Here is a 16,569-nt window from a genome sequence, read left to right on the forward strand (position 1 = left end):
CGGCTGTCTCTTCTTTTTTCTTTTCAACACTAATCTCATCCCCCTTCATAATAGTACGTAAAAATAAATAAATAGTTTCAAAAAAGTGGAAAAATTAACTTCATTAAAAATTCCCGTAATGAAAAATAAGAATGATATGGGGCTTAAGCTTTATTTGATTAGAAAGCAAATATGTCATTTATAAACCAACGACAAACCTAATTATACCAAATAAGGGCAGCTGATTGACAAAACTTTCTATGTTTTACTAGGCAAAAATAAGGGAAAAATACTTATTCTTGCTAAGTCACCAGTCCCAAATACTGTAAGAAAAATGGTGCTTTATATTTCAAACCGTTGTCTTTACGTCCTTTCCATGTCAAACATCCGACTTTTGTCACGATTCTATTAAACTTGTAATAATTCTAGCGGAATTGGTAATGCTTGTAATGGACTTTTAAAAGTCTTGTAACTGCATTGCCTATTTTCTTGTGCTAACATAGGCAATGTCAGAATTTCAAGGAGGGACAACCGATGAGAAAATTAGTAGCAGCTCTTGCTACGGGTGTCATATTTACTGGCATCGCTGCAACATCTGTTTCAGCGGAGGAATACGAGGTAGAAAAGGGAGATAGCCTTTGGGCCATAGCAGAGGCATATAATACAAACGTCGATAATTTGATGGAGTTGAATGGATTAGAGGATCCAGTTATCCATCCAAAACAAAAGATATTTATCAATGAAACATATACAGTAGAAAAAGGCGATACATTAAGTGATATCGCGAAAGAATTCGATGTATCTGTCAAAGACATAAAAAAATGGAATGACTTAGATTCCGATTTAATTGTCATTGACCAAAAGTTAGAAATTAAGGGAATGAATGCTGAAACTGTAAAAGAAAAACAGCCGAAAGCAAAACAGACCAAAGCAGCTACAACAACAAAACCAGCTGCTAAAAAACAGGCGGCTACAAAACAAGCGCCTGCTAAGAAAGCTTCCGCTAAAAATGAATCAACCAATAAAGCATCTGAAGGTAAAACATTGACAGTTACAGCAACAGCATACACAGCAAAATGTGATGGATGCTCAGGTGTTACTTCAACAGGTATTGACTTAAATGCAAATCCAAATGCTAAAGTTATTGCTGTTGATCCGAGCGTTATTCCACTTGGCTCTAAGGTGTATGTTGAAGGCTATGGTGAAGCTATTGCTGGTGATACTGGTGGTGCAATCAAAGGTAATAAGATTGACCTACACGTACCAACTAAAGACAAAGCATATAGCTGGGGAGTTCGTACTGTAAAAGTTACAATCCTCAAATAAATGAATAATCGACGAAAAGAGTACCTGAAAGGGTGCTCTTTTTTTTGCCCTTCCACTTTCCTTTACGTTATTGGTAGACCAATGCCAATAAAACAATTAAGATAGATAGTATATTAATAGGAAGGGAGAGAATCCCAATGCAAAAAATTGGCCGTGGCGGTATGTTAATCATTACTGCGACCATACTGTTTATTGCTTCTTTATTCTTGCCCTGGACAAAAATTTTAAATGTCCGGATGAGTGGATTTGCACAAGAAGGATTCTACGTGCTCATCCTGTATTTATATCCGGTGTATACGGTACTAGCGAAACGAAAAGTCCAAGCGTTTGCTGGTATGCTGTGTGCCATCATTGCACTTGTATTTTTAATTTATTTTCTATTTTACATGTCAGGAAATTTCATGGGAACAACCTTCAGTACAGCAAGCCTGGGACTTTATTTAGCCATTATATCTGCTTTATTATTACTAATTGGTGTTGTTTACAAAGCCAAGCAAGTAGACTAAATCCTTTTCAATTCATGAGAAGGATTTTTCTTTTGTTCCTTTTTCTATATTTTACTTTTTCCCGATTGTTTCCATCCTTAAACGGGAAATGTATGGTAATTGCTAAACTTGTAAATGATAAATATAATGCAATAAATGTGTTTTTCAAGTAAACATCTATAATGAAGTGTGCTATAATGTTAGCAAATATAGCTTTTATAACATTCGTTTGTACACCCCGTATGGACAACTGTTTATAAAGCGTTTACACAAAATGGGAGGCAATACAATGTCAAGCAACGTATTGGATACTTTTTTGAATGAAGGGCTATCAGAACTGAGGGATCAGGGGTTATATAATGAGATTGATCCGGTCACAGGGGCAAATGGACCGACCATTGAAATTGATGGGAAGCAGCTTATTAACTTATCATCTAATAACTACCTTGGTTTGGCAACTGATGAAGTATTGAAGCAGGTTGCCAAAAAAGCGATTGATACGCACGGTGTTGGTGCAGGTGCAGTACGTACAATTAATGGAACACTTGATTTACATGTGGAGCTGGAAAAGAAGATTGCCGCATTTAAAGGGACGGAAGCAGCAATTGCATTTCAATCTGGCTTTAATTGTAATATGGGAGCTATATCTTCTGTAATGGACCGTAATGACGCTATTTTATCAGATGCATTGAATCATGCATCGATTATTGATGGATGTCGTTTATCACGTGCCAAGATTATCCCGTTTGAGCATTCCAATATGGAAGATTTACGTAATAAAGCAAAGGAAGCAGTAGAATCCGGCCAATATAAGAAAATCATGGTTATTACAGATGGTGTATTTTCGATGGATGGTGATGTTGCTAAGCTTCCGGAAATCGTGGAGATTGCAGAAGAGTTTGATCTGATTACTTATGTGGATGATGCGCATGGTTCTGGAGTAATGGGAGAGGGTGCTGGAACGGTGAAGCACTTTGGCCTTCAGGATAAAATTGATTTCCAAATGGGAACTTTATCTAAAGCAATAGGTGTTGTTGGTGGATATGTTGCAGGGAAGAAGAATTTAATTGATTGGTTAAAGGTACGTGCGCGTCCATTCCTATTTTCAACTGCTGTAACACCAGCTGATGCAATTGCAAGTACGAAAGCAATTGATATGCTTATGGAAAATAGTAGGCTGGTAGATCAGCTTTGGGAAAACGGCAACTACTTGAAAAAAGGCTTGAAAGAACTCGGTTTCGATATTGGTGAAAGTGAAACACCAATTACGCCTTGTATTATCGGGGATGAAAAGGATGCACAGCAATTTAGTAAACGTTTGTTTGAAGAAGGCGTTTATGCGAAGTCCATTGTATTCCCAACTGTGCCAAAAGGAACAGGACGTGTTCGAAATATGCCGACTGCAGCACATACGAAGGAAATGCTGGACGATGCCATTGCGATTTACGAAAAGATTGGTAAGGAAATGAATATTATCTAAAATCCTGTAACAGATAAGTGAGGTTTTTTTACATGAAAAAAATACTTGTAACTGGTGCCCGGGGACAAATTGGCTCAGAGCTTGTAACGAAGCTTCGTAGTCAATACGGCACAGACCAAGTGATTGCAACTGATATTCGTGAAGCAAATGATGAGGGACCATTTGAAGTACTTGACGTTACAAATCCAGAACAATTTTTTTCTGTGGCTAAAAAGTATGAGGTCGACACAGTCATGCATTTAGCTGCATTACTTTCTGCAACGGCAGAATCCAACCCAAAACGTGCCTGGGATATCAATATGGGCGGTTTAATGAATGCATTAGAGGTTAGTCGTGAATTGGAGCTGCAATTCTTTACACCGAGCTCTATTGGTGCATTCGGTCCAACTACACCAAAGGATCAAACACCACAGGATACATTACAGCGACCAACGACCATGTATGGAGTAAATAAGGTTGCTGGTGAATTACTATGCGATTATTATCATGAGCGCTTTGGAGTGGATACGAGAGGGGTTCGTTTCCCAGGCCTCATTTCATATGTTGCTCCACCTGGAGGCGGTACGACAGATTATGCAGTTGAGATTTATTATGAGGCTTTGAAACAGCAGAAGTATACCTCTTATATTGCAGAGGGTACCTATATGGATATGATGTATATGCCTGATGCATTACAAGCAATTATTGATTTGATGGAATCCGATCCTGCAAAACTCGTACACAGAAATGCGTTTAATATTGCAGCTATTTCTGCAGCACCTGAGGATTTTGCTGCCGCTATACAAAAGCATATACCAGACTTTCAAATAGATTATGAGGTAGATCCGGTTCGCCAAAAAATTGCCGACAGCTGGCCAAATAGTATTGATGCGACGGCAGCTACTGTAGAATGGGGCTTTAAAGCGAACTATGATATAGCAGCAATGACAAAGGATATGCTGGAAAAAATTAAGCAAAGCGAACCAGCAAAGTCATAACATGAATTTTTAACCGTGGGGGTTTTCATTCATCCTCCACGGTTTATTCATTGAACGAATCCGTGGGGGGAGCATCCGTTATCTATCTACGTAAACTTCCTGAATAAGATGATTTCATCAAAAAAATTCCGCGTTCCCAATAATGGGACGCGGAATTTTTTTATCTATTAAACATTGGCACTTTCATACATCGTACGAATTTGTGCTTGAAGTTTGTGATCACGTACATAATCATCATAGCTCATTTCCTTATCGATGATACCAGCTGGTGTGATTTCAATTAACCGATTTGCAATAGAGTTAATAAATTGATGGTCATGGGACGTGAATAGAATGGAACCCTTGAATTTGATTAGACCATTGTTCAATGCAGTAATGGATTCCAAGTCCAAATGGTTTGTCGGCTCGTCTAGAATTAGCACATTAGCATTGCTGAGCATCATTTTAGAAAGCATGCAACGGACCTTTTCTCCACCAGAAAGCACGTTTGCTTTTTTCAGTGCTTCTTCGCCAGAGAAAAGCATCCGACCTAGGAAACCACGTAAAAAGGTTTCTGTTTCATCTTCCGGTGAATATTGACGAAGCCAATCCACAAGCGGCAGCTCATTGTTTTCAAAATAAGCGGCATTATCCTTGGGAAAATAGGATTGGGAAGTGGTAACACCCCATTTAAAGGTACCAGCATCTGGTTCCATTTCTCCCATTAGAATTTTGAATAGTGTCGTTTTAGCAATATCATTTTTACCAACAAAAGCAACCTTATCATCCTTATTCATCGTAAAGCTGACATTGTCTAATACTTTCTTGCCACCAATTGTTTTGGTCAACCCTTCTACACGCAGCAAATCATTACCAATCTCGCGCTCAGCGGTAAAGGCAATATAAGGGTACTTTCGTGAGGATGGTTTAATATCATCCAGTGTAATGGAATCAAGCAACTTTTTACGAGAGGTTGCTTGTTTCGATTTGGAAGCATTCGCGCTAAATCGGGCAATAAATGCTTGCAGTTCCTTGATTTTTTCTTCCTTCTTCTTATTCGCTTCTTGTGCCATTCTAGAGGCGAGCTGACTGGATTCATACCAGAAATCATAGTTACCAACATAAACTTGTATTTTTCCATAATCAACATCGGCAATATGTGTGCATACTTTATTTAAAAAGTGTCGATCATGTGAAACGACAATAACGGTATTTTCAAAGTGAATTAAGAAGTCCTCCAGCCATTGAATTGCCTGGATATCCAAACCGTTTGTCGGCTCATCCAGCAGCAGAATATCCGGATTGCCAAATAAAGCCTGTGCCAATAGCACTTTCACTTTTTGATCCCCGGTCAATTCAGACATAGGCAGGCTATGCAAGGATTCATCAATGCCAAGACCTTTCAATAGTACAGCAGCATCTGACTCAGCTTCCCAGCCATTCATTTCCGCAAATTCACCTTCCAATTCAGCGGCACGCATGCCATCCTCCTCGGAAAAGTCCGGCTTCATATAAATGGCATCCTTTTCTGCCTTTACCTGGAACAAACGCTCATGTCCCATCAAAACCGTTTCCAGTACTTGATGCTCTTCATAGGCAAAGTGATCCTGCTTTAACACAGCTAGACGATCCCCAGGTGTGAAAGATACATTGCCAGATTGTGGCTCTACTTCACCTGATAATATTTTTAGGAAGGTAGATTTACCTGCTCCATTTGCTCCAATTAACCCATAGCAGTTACCAGATGTGAATTTTAAATTAACATCTTCAAACAGCTTTTTATCTCCATATCGTAATCCAACATTCGTAACGGTAATCATTGTGTGAAAAATCCTCTCCAAAATAATGCAATCATGCTTATCTTAAGGGATAAGAAGGGTTTCGTCAATGTGAAAAAAATACACAAACAATATTTTTAAACGATTACACTTCACTTTTACGATATCTTTTTTTCTCGTTATTCTTTTGGATTGATGCCGACGTAACTAGGACGAAAGTGTTCTCGTTTCAGCTTTTTAATCTGTGCTAATCCTCCACCCTAATCATGGAAAATATAGATTGACGTTTCATCACCTTATTTAAAACAATGCTTCCAATTAAGAGTAGTGTATATAAAAATAGAATAACAAAACAGTAATATTTGAGATAGAAAGGAATTGGATAAAGATGCTCTAGAAACTTCATCGCAATTAAAAAAATCGATAAACTGATGACAATCGCACTTCCAATATAAATAATCATTTCCAATATAAGATATTGGAATACTTGCTTTCTTGTCATTCCCAATGATAAATATATCCCCCACCGTCTTTTTTGGCTTTGGTATTTACTAAAAAAAATTACAATGATACTAATGACAGTAAGGGTAATTGAGACAGCATAGGCTAGCTTTCCTAAATAGCCAACATAAAAAGAAATTTTGGTATCTTCTTCCCTAAAGTCATTTAAATTTTGATATAAACTACCGGGCATAAGAGATGACATACGTTGAATAAGCTCATCTATATGTTTAGCATCTTTATTAGATAATGCATCATCTGTAAAAATCGTTAGCTCTAGATAACCTGGTAAAAGATTATGGTCAAAGGCAGTTTGTTCATCCATGATTATCGTAAGTGCATTGGATTGATCCGTAAGAAATGCTAAGTTGGAATTGTTGCCTGAAATAACATCGTATACTTCAAATGTCCATTCCTGTGTTGTAATTTCTTCGCCTGAACCTTGAGATTTTCTAACAAAGCTTAAATGCTCCCCTATTAGGGAATCGTTAGGATTACGAGATTCAGAGGGAGGAGAAATGATAATCTTTCCCTTAAAATCCTGGTAATCATTGTTTACATATAATTCATTAAAGTTTTGTTCATTTATTAACACGTACTTCACATGAGGTATAATGAGTTGTTTATGATATTTATGTTTTTCCGGATTAAATTGGCGAATCCAATCTTGAATTGCAGGCGTGACAATATTTGAACTAATTAATGGATGAATATCCATCATGAAAGGAGTTTTATTTATATATGAAATGCCAGAAGTTTTTTCAAGTTTCTCTACATCCTCTCGTGAGAAAAAAGATGCTTTATTTATTAACATATCCAGATGCTCCACTTGATCCATCATCGTGAACTCGCTTGCCGACAGAAAATAGTCTTCATCAGCTTCCCAAATCCCCGCAGACTCATTTTGTAGATAAATAGAAAATAAAACCATTAATATACTAAATACAACAGTGGATAAGGCTAATATAACCTTTTTGGGATATTCTAATATTTGCAACGCGAACTGTGTTATTGCAAAGGATTTAATTTTTGCTATCCAGCCTTTTAAATGTTTTATTTGAAAATCTTCCCGTCGTAATTCGTTCGTGGAGTATTGGTCAATTTTTCTTATCGAATAAATAGAATTACCTAGTATAATGAAGAAAATTATAGCAAGCCAAATGGTAATTACAGTTATCATAAAAACAATATTGATTCCAGAAAAATTATTTTGAATAAAAGAACTTTTGATAATACCATGGTAAAAGATAACTTGTAAGGGCAAGGATAGCAATAGGCTAAAGAAAAAAATAATAATAGATTGCGATATATATATTCTGAAGATATCCTCTTTCTTTGCTCCTACTGATCTTAATACAGCAATATTTTTCCGCTGATTTGAATGAAGGTATGAAAACAACGTAAAGACACAGCATATTGAGGTAATTATGATAAGTGTCTGGAATATAAATGCTGAAGTTGAAATTGTATTAAAATCTATTAACCCTTCAAATAATAATTTTTGATTAATAAAACCGCTCATGGTATATGGCTCTAAAAATTCCCGTGATCTTTTTTCAACTTTATTTTTATTTCCATTAAATTTAAAAAGAAAATTTGTCTCCCCACGGTCTACGTGTTTTTGTGAGATGAATATATTCGGGAAATCATTTCTGCCTATATCTAAATCATATGGCACGGACCATTTTGCGGAATAATCTCTCACAATCCCAGTTAATAGTACATTAACATCTTGGTTATTGAGATGCAGACTTTTCTCCTCCCCAACCTTCCAATTGGGATCAATCAAATATAAATACGATGATTCAATAGCGACCTCATTTTCATCGATGGGAAAGCTTCCTTCGAGTAAGTCTATGTGACCTAATTGCAACGCATCCTTATCCATCCATCCAATTGTAGCTGTTTTGTTTACATCAATCTCGTATTGATTAACTATTTGATATTGTCCTGCCCCATCTGTTTTAGCACTAACTTCCTCCTTTGTAGCATCTATACCAATTAGCACACCAGAATGTTCACCATATAATTGATAAGCGTTTTCTTGTAAACTGGCTTTTATTGCCTCTGAAGAAGTAAAAATAGAGATGGTGGAAGCCATAATAATTGCAATGGAAAATGTCGCAAGAAACAACCATCTTTTTCTTGCGAATAATAGCTTCTGTCCAAAATGAAACATACTCATGACTCCTTTAACCTGCCATTCTGCATGACATACAAGCGGTGGGGGTGTTGAAACAATTCTTTCTCATGAGTTACCACAATTAATGTAAGTCCTTGGTTTTGATTTAAACCTGTCAGTAATTCTATGATGACTTTTGTAGTTGAGGGATCCAGGTTTCCTGTTGGTTCATCGGCAAATAATATTTTAGGAGAAGTAATTAATGCGCGTGCTAGTGCAACCCTTTGCTGTTCTCCACCAGATAGAGCATAAGGTTTCTTTTGCAGATGTTTTTCAATTTCCAAAACACGTGCCAATTCCTCCGTATCCCATTTTTTGTTTTTATTATTTATAAATTGTAATGGTAGTTCTATGTTTTCCAATACTGTAAATTCTGGAATCAAATTTAATGACTGAAATACAAATCCGAAAGCTTCTCCCCTGATGTTAGCTTGTTGTTCTTCAGTTAGGTCGTAAAAGGACGCATCTTTATAATATACTTTACCACTCGTGGGAGTTTCCATTCCGCCTAACATACTTAATAAGGTAGATTTACCAGATCCGCTCCTCCCTTGAATAACATGTATGTCTCCTTCTTTTACCGATAGTGTAATTGACTTAACAACTTCATGATTTGAATTCCTGTCATACGTTTTTATTAATTGGTTGGCTTTTAAAATACTTCGCAAATGTATTCCTCCATACAAATGTGTGATTATAATTTTAAAATTAAAAATATTGTGTGCATAAAGCTATTAGTCATATTGTCTTATTCCTATTATAAAAGCTATTATAGCTTACTGTTAGTTCGATTGTTAGGTCATATAAGCTATTATAGCTTACTGTTAGTTCGATTGTTAGGTCATATAAGCAATTAGAGAATAAAGTTCATATAATTTACTATCGGTAATGTTAAACTTTTTAACAAAATTAATTTTATATCCCCATTGAATGGGTAAATAAAATCTCTACTTTCTGTACTAGTCCAACAATTGGACCCGGCTTGTAATTATGAAAAAAAGGAATAAATCGTTAGCTTTTATTGTCAATTGCTTCCAATATATTTCCAACATTCGAAAAAACACTTGTATGTTGTGCTGTTTTTGGGTAAAGTTTGATTATAGCCACGTGTTAACATCAAGTAATCATTGCAACAGCAAACGGATAGGATATACGTGTATTGGTCTTTTAGTGAGGCTGGGCAGCTTTTGAATAGAGAGAAAAAGATCAAGCGAAGCGCAGTGAGGGGGAATGTTATGAGGGATAAGGCTATTTATTTTATATTTACAGATACTGGAACGTATTTATCTCGGCTTATCAATTATTTTACCAATCAATCATTGAATCATGTATCGATTGCCATGGATGCTGATCTTCGTGAAGTGTATAGCTTCGGCAGGATACAACCTCAGAACCCGTTTAGTGGCGGATTTGTTCGAGAGGATGTACGTGGAAAGTTTTTAAAAAATGCTCGGTGTGCAGTTTATAAATTTTATTTTTCTGAAGCTGAGTTAGAACAGATTATGACTAGAATTAAGCAGATTGAAGCGGAAAAGTGTCATTATAAATATAATTTTATTGGTTTAATAGGAATTTTATTTAATATAGAGATAAATCGTAAACATGCTTTTTTCTGTTCCCAGTTTGTTGCTTGGGTATTACGGGATTTACGTACATTTCATGTCGAGAAGCCGATTTGTTTTACGACTCCAAGTGATATCCGCTCTCATGCTGGCATGCAGCTTATTTATCAAGGTATTTTAAAGGATTATGAAGACGCTACTGCTGTACAACTTAAACCACTGGCGGAAGTAACCAATCCAGTCTTGGCAAAGCCTTCGATGTTCTTTACATTGTCCAAGAAAGTAAAGCAGTTTGTGATACGATAAGGAGCTGTACGAATCATGTGCTGCTCTTTTTTTGTCTATGTTAGGAGGAAATAGAATGATGGAGCGGGGGAATAGCTATCGGCTTTTGCAGCTGAAGCAAATTCTATTTGATAATACGGATGAAAATAATGAGCTAAGTATTAAAGATCTAGCGGAACATTTAAAGCAGGTGTTTCCAGAATCGACCTTTGATAAGCGAACCCTTCGCAAAGACATGGAGCTCTTGGATGATATGGACTTTGAAGTCATTCAAAATAAAGGGAAGTACGGAAAACTATTATATAGTCATCAATCCCGACTTTTTGAAACATATCAACTGCGACTCATTATCGATGCAGTTTTATCCGCACGATTTATTACGACGAAAGAAAAGAAGCATTTGATCAAAAAACTGAAGCAGCTAACGAGCAAGCATATCGCAAAAACCTTTCCGAACCCTGTGCTATTCAGCCAGTCTGCCAATATGGATTATGAATTGGTGAAGCTGAATATTGATCGTGTACACCAGGCGATTTCTGATCGGAAAGTGCTGGCTTATCATTATGGTAAATACAATGTGGAAAAAGAATTTGAATATGGTCGCGACGGAGAACAGTACCGTGTGGAGCCATATGCTTTAATTTGGCAAAATGATAATTATTATTTGATTGGCCGATTTATTGAAACGGATGAAATGCGACATTATCGTTTAGATCGTATTCGTAATATTGAGATAGAAGAATGTGGTTTTACGAGGCGGGAATTTCATTTGCAGGAATATGTTGATCAAAGCTTTTTGATGTTCTCAGGCGATGAGATTCGTATACAGATTCGTTTTCATAACGACCTGGTCAATGTCGTGTTAGATCGCTTTGGCCATCAAGCAGATATTAGGAAGGATGGAACAACGCATTTCATTCTTCATACGAAGGCAAAGTATTCGGATGGCTTGGTCAATTGGATACTTTCATTAGGGACGAAAGCGACTGTTTTATCTCCCAATTATTTACGAGATAGAATGCAAGAAGAAATCAATGAAATGAAAGCATTGTATGAAGCATGAAATAAGGCTCCCCAACGAATAAAAGGGGAGCCTTATCTTTATTTTTCTAATGGATAGGGTGGGTCGATGCCAAGCGTTGCATAGGGAACTTTTATTTTAAATGCTAAATTATTTGCTTCTAAATCAATATGATCTACTGTAACCTCAAAGTTACTCTTAATATCCATTTTCGTTACAGCCACATAGATCTCTTCTTCCTTTGGATTGACAATGACCCACTCAGGCATCGGTAAATACTTTTTTATATATTCCATGATTTTTTTATTCGGTAATTCCAATAGCCCAATCGATATCGAGCGCTGTTTTAGCACAACGTCCCCATTATCCTGTACGACTGGCTCCAAATGAATAGATAATGGAACAGTACTAGAGAAAACTGGCAGCTCTCCAATAAGGTGCACGTCATCCTCCAAGGAGACTGTATATTGATGTCGTGTATCCTTTAATAGTTTATCCAAATAAGCATTCACAAGATCATTTAAGTTTTCCTTTGTGGTACGTATGGTGAATTCCGAGCTTTGCTGTTCAGGGGGAACATAGGGCTCAGGGACCTTCGTTTTTGAAACTGGCCAAAATAGAAGTACTGCAAGAACAGCGACAACCAAGATATTACATGTGAGCAGGATGATAAACATACGCTTCCATTTATGATTTGTTTTTTTCAATTGCATACAGCTCACCTTTCTTGTTCTGTTAAGTATTCCAGCACGCGTTTTGCCATTCTTTGATATCCTTCATCATTTGGATGAAAATGATCATCAGCGAATAATTCGACATCTGCATCCAAAAAGAGATCCTTTGTCGGAATAAAATGTACATCGTCGAATTCCTCTGTAATCTTTTTTCCCGTTTGATTCCAATCATCGACAATCAGTCCCAGCTCTTTAATTTCTGGAAAGTATTTTGTAAAAGGATTATAGAACCCAATTAAATAAATGCTAGTATCCTTATTGATATCGCGAATGGTTTGGAAAATGGTTTCCAATCTGCTTTCATATCCGATTCGCTCTTGGGCAAATTGATTATAAGTTAAATTAGAGAAGTTCTCTTTCACGACTTGCATAATATCATTTGCGCCAATAGTAATGAGCACCATATCTGCATCTTCTATTGCCTCGATAACCTGGGGCAGTTCAAGCTTGGTAAGTAATTGATCTGTTCGGTCGCCTCGTCGGCCGAAATTATTGAATTGTACGAGCTGTGCACGCTCATTAATTGTACGGTCGAGGATGCCAACATAGCCGCCTTGACCGGTACTATCGCCGACTCCTTCTGTGAGTGAATCACCGATGGCTACTATGGACGTTTCTTTATTGGTAAAAAATTCAAATGCACTTTGTACTGCACCGCGAAGTAGTGTACGAAGAGATTGCCCTTCTTCCTCTTCTGGTGGCTCTGTGCTTTTGTCTATATCCTCGTTTGCTTCCGTATCCTGATCTTCTTCCGTAGATGGTTGCTTCGGATGAGCCGTTTTTGGCACATCCTTAGAATCATTGACCAGATAAAATAATAAGGCTGCTCCAATAATTGCAATCAAGACTGCTGCTATGATGAGAGCCGCTTTCTTCATGTTAACCACACCCAAGTTGAAATATTCCACAAAAAACCGATTATCTTACATTAATTATATGTTTACCCTACTCTAATTGATTTAAAAAGGATAATTTCCATTATAACGTATTCATTACGATTATCCCAATAGGGAAATTGAGTTCAACAGTTGGGGATTTGTGTGCTTTTGCCATTGAGAGATTTTATTCCACAAAAAAACTTGCGACGAATGAAGACAATCGCAAGTTTTTAATCTTCTATTTCAAATATCGAATTGTAAGAATTGTTCAATGTATCCTGCCCATTTATCATATTCTGTTAGAAAACCATCGTGGCCGAAAATAGTGTTCACATGATGGTACGTTGCATGTGGCAGCACACTGGAAAAATCTTTGATGGTTTCGGGATGATATATGAGATCTTTTTCATAGCTAATCGTTAGAACAGGAAGTTGCAAACTAGCTAAGGCCTTATTACAACTCTTACGCCCGGCACCGATGTCATGATGATTCATGGCATCAAGCAGACATAGATAGCTATTCGCATCAAATCGGTCTGCAAGTTTTTCACCTTGATAATTTAGATAAGAAGAAATGGCATATGCATCCCCAGTTTTATCACGATTAAACCGCGCCGAAAAAAGCTCTGCACTGCGATAAGTGACCATACCAATCATTCTAGCGATTTCCAGACCATTTGGCTGCTGATTAGGTAAATAATAACCATTATTCCAGGATGGATCATTTTGAATTGCAGCTGCTGCAATGTGATTAAATGCAATTCCATAGTCAGATAAAGCAGGGGTTGCTGCCAATACAATGAGTTTGTTCACTGCCTCCGGAAACAGCAATCCCCATTCCAAGGTTTGCATCCCACCTAATGAGCCGCCAATAACCGTGTCAATATGCTGGATATTGAGCTTTTGCAATGCTCCATGCTGGGCGCGAACCATGTCACGAATGGTAACCGAGGGAAAGTTAGAACGATATGGCTTCCCATTAGGCTGGAGGGAAGCAGGACCAGTTGACCCACTACAACCACCTAATACATTAAAGGTAATGACTTGATAATGCGCTGTGTCAATCGTTTTTCCGGGTCCAATGAGACCACTCCACCAACCAGGTTCTGCTTCGGTTCCGACAGTCAGATGGTTTCCTGTTAAAGCATGACACACGAGAATAACAGGTGCATCGCTAGGACCTACCCGCTCATAACGTAGTGTGACATCCTCCAAAACCGCTCCGGATGCTAACGTAAATGAACCGATGGAAATATCAGCAGTTGTGGTTTTAGTTTGCTGGCTAATCATCATGAACCCGCTCCCTTCTAGTATTTTTACTTATGCCTTTATGAGCGCTGGCTTCCAATTTGGATTGCGTTGCTGTTCAAATGCTTCAACGAGCTGGTGATTCGAAATAACTGATATACCTTCTGCCTTTGCCTTAGATAATAGGTCTTGGTCGGTGTTTGCTTGCTCTGTCCAAATAATTTTAACTTGTTTTTGAATGGCTGCTTGAACAACCTCTTCTGAAAGTGAATTATCCGCTAATAATACGACATCTATTTCGTTCGACACCTCAGCTAGTGTAGCATACACTGTGTCGGATTGATTTGCGGTATTTCCAATTGTAATGATGTCAAAACCCGCACGTTTAAGTGGGTCCAACCCTTCTGTGACAGCGTCATAAGTGACAATTGTCTTTCTACGTGGTGCACCAGCACTTCTGTCAAACGGCGATTCTAGTAACCAGCTAATGACATCAGCTTCTGTTTCTTCTAATACTCTGGATTCACCTGTCGCTTTTGCAATGGCCTGATCTAAATCTCTTAAAATGTCTGTCGTTGACTCTAAGCCAATCGACAAACGAATTAATTCTTCTGATACGCCGCTTTTCTTCAAGTCTTCAGCACTTAACTGTTGGTGTGTTGTTGTTGCTGGATGAATAATAAGCGATTTGGCATCCCCAACATTTGCAACGTGAGACCAAAGCTTTATTTCATCAATAACGCGTCGGCCAGCTTCACGGCCACCTTTAATTCCAAAAGTAATCATAGACCCAAAGCTTTGATTGAAATATTTTTTGGCCAACTGATGTGATGGGTGGTCAGGTAGACCAGGATAATTTACCCACTCGACTGCTGGATGATCAGCTAGAAACGCAGCTGTTTCTTCCGCGTTTTTGGCATGTTTTTCAATACGCAAATGCAGAGTTTCCAGGCCCTGTAAGAAGGTAAAGGCATTTTGTGGGCTGAGACATGCTCCAATATCCCGTAAAAGCTGCACCCGTAGTTTAATAGCAAATGCTTGTGGACCTGCATCTACATAGCGCAACCCATTATAGCTTTCATCTGGTGTGGTAAACGCTGGGAAACGTTCATGATTCCAATTGAAGCGTCCACCATCTACTATGACACCACCGATTGCCGTTCCATGACCGCCAATCCATTTGGTAGCGGAGTGGATAACAATATCTGCACCCCAAGTAAGCGGTTTGAAAAAATACGGTGCAAACGTATTGTCAATAATAAGCGGAATGTTATGCGCATGGGCAATCTTTGCCGCTTCCTCGACATCAAATACATATAGACTTGGGTTAGTTATACTTTCCGCAAAAATAGCTTTCGTTTTTGGGGTAATTGCCTGACGAATTTGTTCTAAATCCGTGCCGTCCACGAACTTCACGTCAATACCATAGTTTGGCAATGTATTCGCAAATAAATTAAAAGTACCTCCGTATAAATTACTATCCGCAATAATCTCATCACCCGCACCGGCGAGGTTTAGGATTGCTAGTGTAATCGCAGCCATTCCTGAGGATGCTGCAACTGCAGCCACGCCATCCTCAAGCAAAGCGACACGCTGTTCAAATGCATCTACAGTCGGGTTTCCGATTCTCGTATAAATATTCCCCGGCTCCGTTAGTCCAAAAAGATTTTGCGCATGCTCCGTATCATTAAATACAAAGGATGTCGTTTGATAAATCGGTACCGCCCTTGCACCTGTCGTCGGATCTGGTTGCTGCCCACCGTGAAGCAGCACTGTATTTGGGTGTTGAAATGAAAAATTTGTCATCGTTCATCGTTCCTCCTTTTATTTGGGATCTGGAGGAAGAGGAGAAAATAAAAAGACCTCTTCCTAAGAAGAGGGCGTATGTACAACGATCCTCCTCTTATCTTCCAGACCAATACCTGATCTGTAGGATGTAGCACCTTAAAAGTAAGTCATTCCTCACTTTTTGGTTGCCGGGCTTCACAGGGCCTATTCCCTCCGCCACTCTGGATAAGAGTTTTAAATTTAATCGTTATTATATAATGATTATGATTTGTCTGTCAACTATAAATTGTTTTTCTTTTTGATAAATAGGGAGTGGGGGGCGTTGGGGAAGCGCTGTAGCAGGGATGTATGAACTAAGGTAGATTA

General features: G+C 38.0%; 13 protein-coding genes and 1 riboswitch. Of the genes, 6 read left to right on the forward strand and 7 right to left on the reverse strand.

Features of this window, described 5'->3' with window-relative positions; translation table 11 throughout:
- Positions 1-513: 513 nt before the first annotated feature.
- From DX933_RS14000 to DX933_RS14015, 4 genes are all read left to right on the forward strand, one after another.
- On the forward strand, positions 514-1,305 hold the full coding sequence (locus tag DX933_RS14000) for a 3D domain-containing protein (protein WP_123317054.1): 792 nt from the start codon (positions 514-516) through the stop codon (positions 1,303-1,305).
- Positions 1,306-1,442: 137 nt separating this feature from the next.
- The gene (locus DX933_RS14005; protein ID WP_123317055.1) at positions 1,443-1,811 is read left to right on the forward strand and encodes a hypothetical protein; all 369 of its coding nucleotides are present in this window, start codon (positions 1,443-1,445) and stop codon (positions 1,809-1,811) included.
- 268 nt (positions 1,812-2,079) lie between these two features.
- Positions 2,080-3,270, forward strand: a complete 1,191-nt coding sequence (locus DX933_RS14010) for a glycine C-acetyltransferase (protein WP_123317056.1) — start codon at positions 2,080-2,082, stop codon at positions 3,268-3,270.
- Between the two features lie 32 nt (positions 3,271-3,302).
- Positions 3,303-4,247: an L-threonine 3-dehydrogenase gene (locus DX933_RS14015; protein ID WP_123317057.1), complete on the forward strand. Its 945-nt coding sequence runs from the start codon at positions 3,303-3,305 to the stop codon at positions 4,245-4,247.
- Positions 4,248-4,414: 167 nt separating this feature from the next.
- Here DX933_RS14015 and DX933_RS14020 read toward each other — a convergent pair whose 3' ends face one another.
- The 3 genes from DX933_RS14020 to DX933_RS14030 form a co-directional block, all read right to left on the reverse strand.
- Positions 4,415-6,046 carry an ABC-F family ATP-binding cassette domain-containing protein gene (locus DX933_RS14020; RefSeq protein ID WP_123317058.1) on the reverse strand — a complete coding sequence of 544 codons (1,632 nt, stop codon included), beginning with the start codon at positions 6,044-6,046 and terminating at the stop codon, positions 4,415-4,417.
- A 205-nt stretch (positions 6,047-6,251) separates the two neighbouring features.
- Positions 6,252-8,684 (reverse strand): ABC transporter permease, encoded by a 2,433-nt coding sequence (locus DX933_RS14025; protein ID WP_190279532.1) that lies wholly within the window; start codon positions 8,682-8,684, stop codon positions 6,252-6,254.
- 2 nt (positions 8,685-8,686) lie between these two features.
- Positions 8,687-9,355, reverse strand: a complete 669-nt coding sequence (locus tag DX933_RS14030) for an ABC transporter ATP-binding protein (protein ID WP_123317060.1) — start codon at positions 9,353-9,355, stop codon at positions 8,687-8,689.
- A gap of 567 nt (positions 9,356-9,922) precedes the next feature.
- On the opposite strand from DX933_RS14030, the gene DX933_RS14035 reads away from it, so the two are divergent.
- Positions 9,923-10,555, forward strand: a complete 633-nt coding sequence (locus tag DX933_RS14035) for a hypothetical protein (RefSeq protein ID WP_123317061.1) — start codon at positions 9,923-9,925, stop codon at positions 10,553-10,555.
- A gap of 55 nt (positions 10,556-10,610) precedes the next feature.
- Positions 10,611-11,597: a helix-turn-helix transcriptional regulator gene (locus DX933_RS14040; RefSeq protein WP_223805973.1), complete on the forward strand. Its 987-nt coding sequence runs from the start codon at positions 10,611-10,613 to the stop codon at positions 11,595-11,597.
- A 38-nt stretch (positions 11,598-11,635) separates the two neighbouring features.
- Here the strand turns inward: DX933_RS14040 and DX933_RS14045 are convergent, their stop codons facing one another.
- From DX933_RS14045 to DX933_RS14060, 4 genes are all read right to left on the reverse strand, one after another.
- Entirely contained in the window at positions 11,636-12,268 is a 633-nt protein-coding gene (locus DX933_RS14045) for a YpmS family protein (protein WP_123317062.1), read from the reverse strand.
- 5 nt (positions 12,269-12,273) lie between these two features.
- Positions 12,274-13,167: an SGNH/GDSL hydrolase family protein gene (locus DX933_RS14050; RefSeq protein ID WP_123317063.1), complete on the reverse strand. Its 894-nt coding sequence runs from the start codon at positions 13,165-13,167 to the stop codon at positions 12,274-12,276.
- A 243-nt stretch (positions 13,168-13,410) separates the two neighbouring features.
- Positions 13,411-14,460 carry a homoserine O-acetyltransferase MetX gene (metX, locus tag DX933_RS14055; RefSeq protein WP_223805974.1) on the reverse strand — a complete coding sequence of 350 codons (1,050 nt, stop codon included), beginning with the start codon at positions 14,458-14,460 and terminating at the stop codon, positions 13,411-13,413.
- Between the two features lie 27 nt (positions 14,461-14,487).
- Positions 14,488-16,221, reverse strand: coding sequence for a PLP-dependent aspartate aminotransferase family protein (locus DX933_RS14060; RefSeq protein WP_123317064.1), 1,734 nt, complete (start codon positions 16,219-16,221; stop codon positions 14,488-14,490).
- A 94-nt stretch (positions 16,222-16,315) separates the two neighbouring features.
- Positions 16,316-16,435: riboswitch (SAM riboswitch) on the reverse strand.
- Positions 16,436-16,569: the final 134 nt, after the last annotated feature.

The organism is Ornithinibacillus gellani (assembly GCF_003730295.1).
In the GTDB taxonomy this organism is placed as follows: domain Bacteria; phylum Bacillota; class Bacilli; order Bacillales; family Amphibacillaceae; genus Ornithinibacillus_A; species Ornithinibacillus_A gellani.

Excerpts from the sequence above, each read along its gene's own strand:
- DX933_RS14000 (WP_123317054.1), top strand. The coding sequence starts at position 514 with ATGAGAAAATTAGTAGCAGCTCTTGCTACGGGTGTCATATTTACTGGC.
- DX933_RS14005 (WP_123317055.1), top strand. The coding sequence starts at position 1,443 with ATGCAAAAAATTGGCCGTGGCGGTATGTTAATCATTACTGCGACCATA.
- DX933_RS14010 (WP_123317056.1), top strand. The coding sequence starts at position 2,080 with ATGTCAAGCAACGTATTGGATACTTTTTTGAATGAAGGGCTATCAGAA.
- DX933_RS14015 (WP_123317057.1), top strand. The coding sequence starts at position 3,303 with ATGAAAAAAATACTTGTAACTGGTGCCCGGGGACAAATTGGCTCAGAG.
- DX933_RS14020 (WP_123317058.1), bottom strand. The coding sequence starts at position 6,046 with ATGATTACCGTTACGAATGTTGGATTACGATATGGAGATAAAAAGCTG.
- DX933_RS14025 (WP_190279532.1), bottom strand. The coding sequence starts at position 8,684 with ATGTTTCATTTTGGACAGAAGCTATTATTCGCAAGAAAAAGATGGTTG.
- DX933_RS14035 (WP_123317061.1), top strand. The coding sequence starts at position 9,923 with ATGAGGGATAAGGCTATTTATTTTATATTTACAGATACTGGAACGTAT.
- DX933_RS14040 (WP_223805973.1), top strand. The coding sequence starts at position 10,611 with ATGATGGAGCGGGGGAATAGCTATCGGCTTTTGCAGCTGAAGCAAATT.
- DX933_RS14045 (WP_123317062.1), bottom strand. The coding sequence starts at position 12,268 with ATGCAATTGAAAAAAACAAATCATAAATGGAAGCGTATGTTTATCATC.
- DX933_RS14050 (WP_123317063.1), bottom strand. The coding sequence starts at position 13,167 with ATGAAGAAAGCGGCTCTCATCATAGCAGCAGTCTTGATTGCAATTATT.
- metX (WP_223805974.1), bottom strand. The coding sequence starts at position 14,460 with ATGATGATTAGCCAGCAAACTAAAACCACAACTGCTGATATTTCCATC.
- DX933_RS14060 (WP_123317064.1), bottom strand. The coding sequence starts at position 16,221 with ATGACAAATTTTTCATTTCAACACCCAAATACAGTGCTGCTTCACGGT.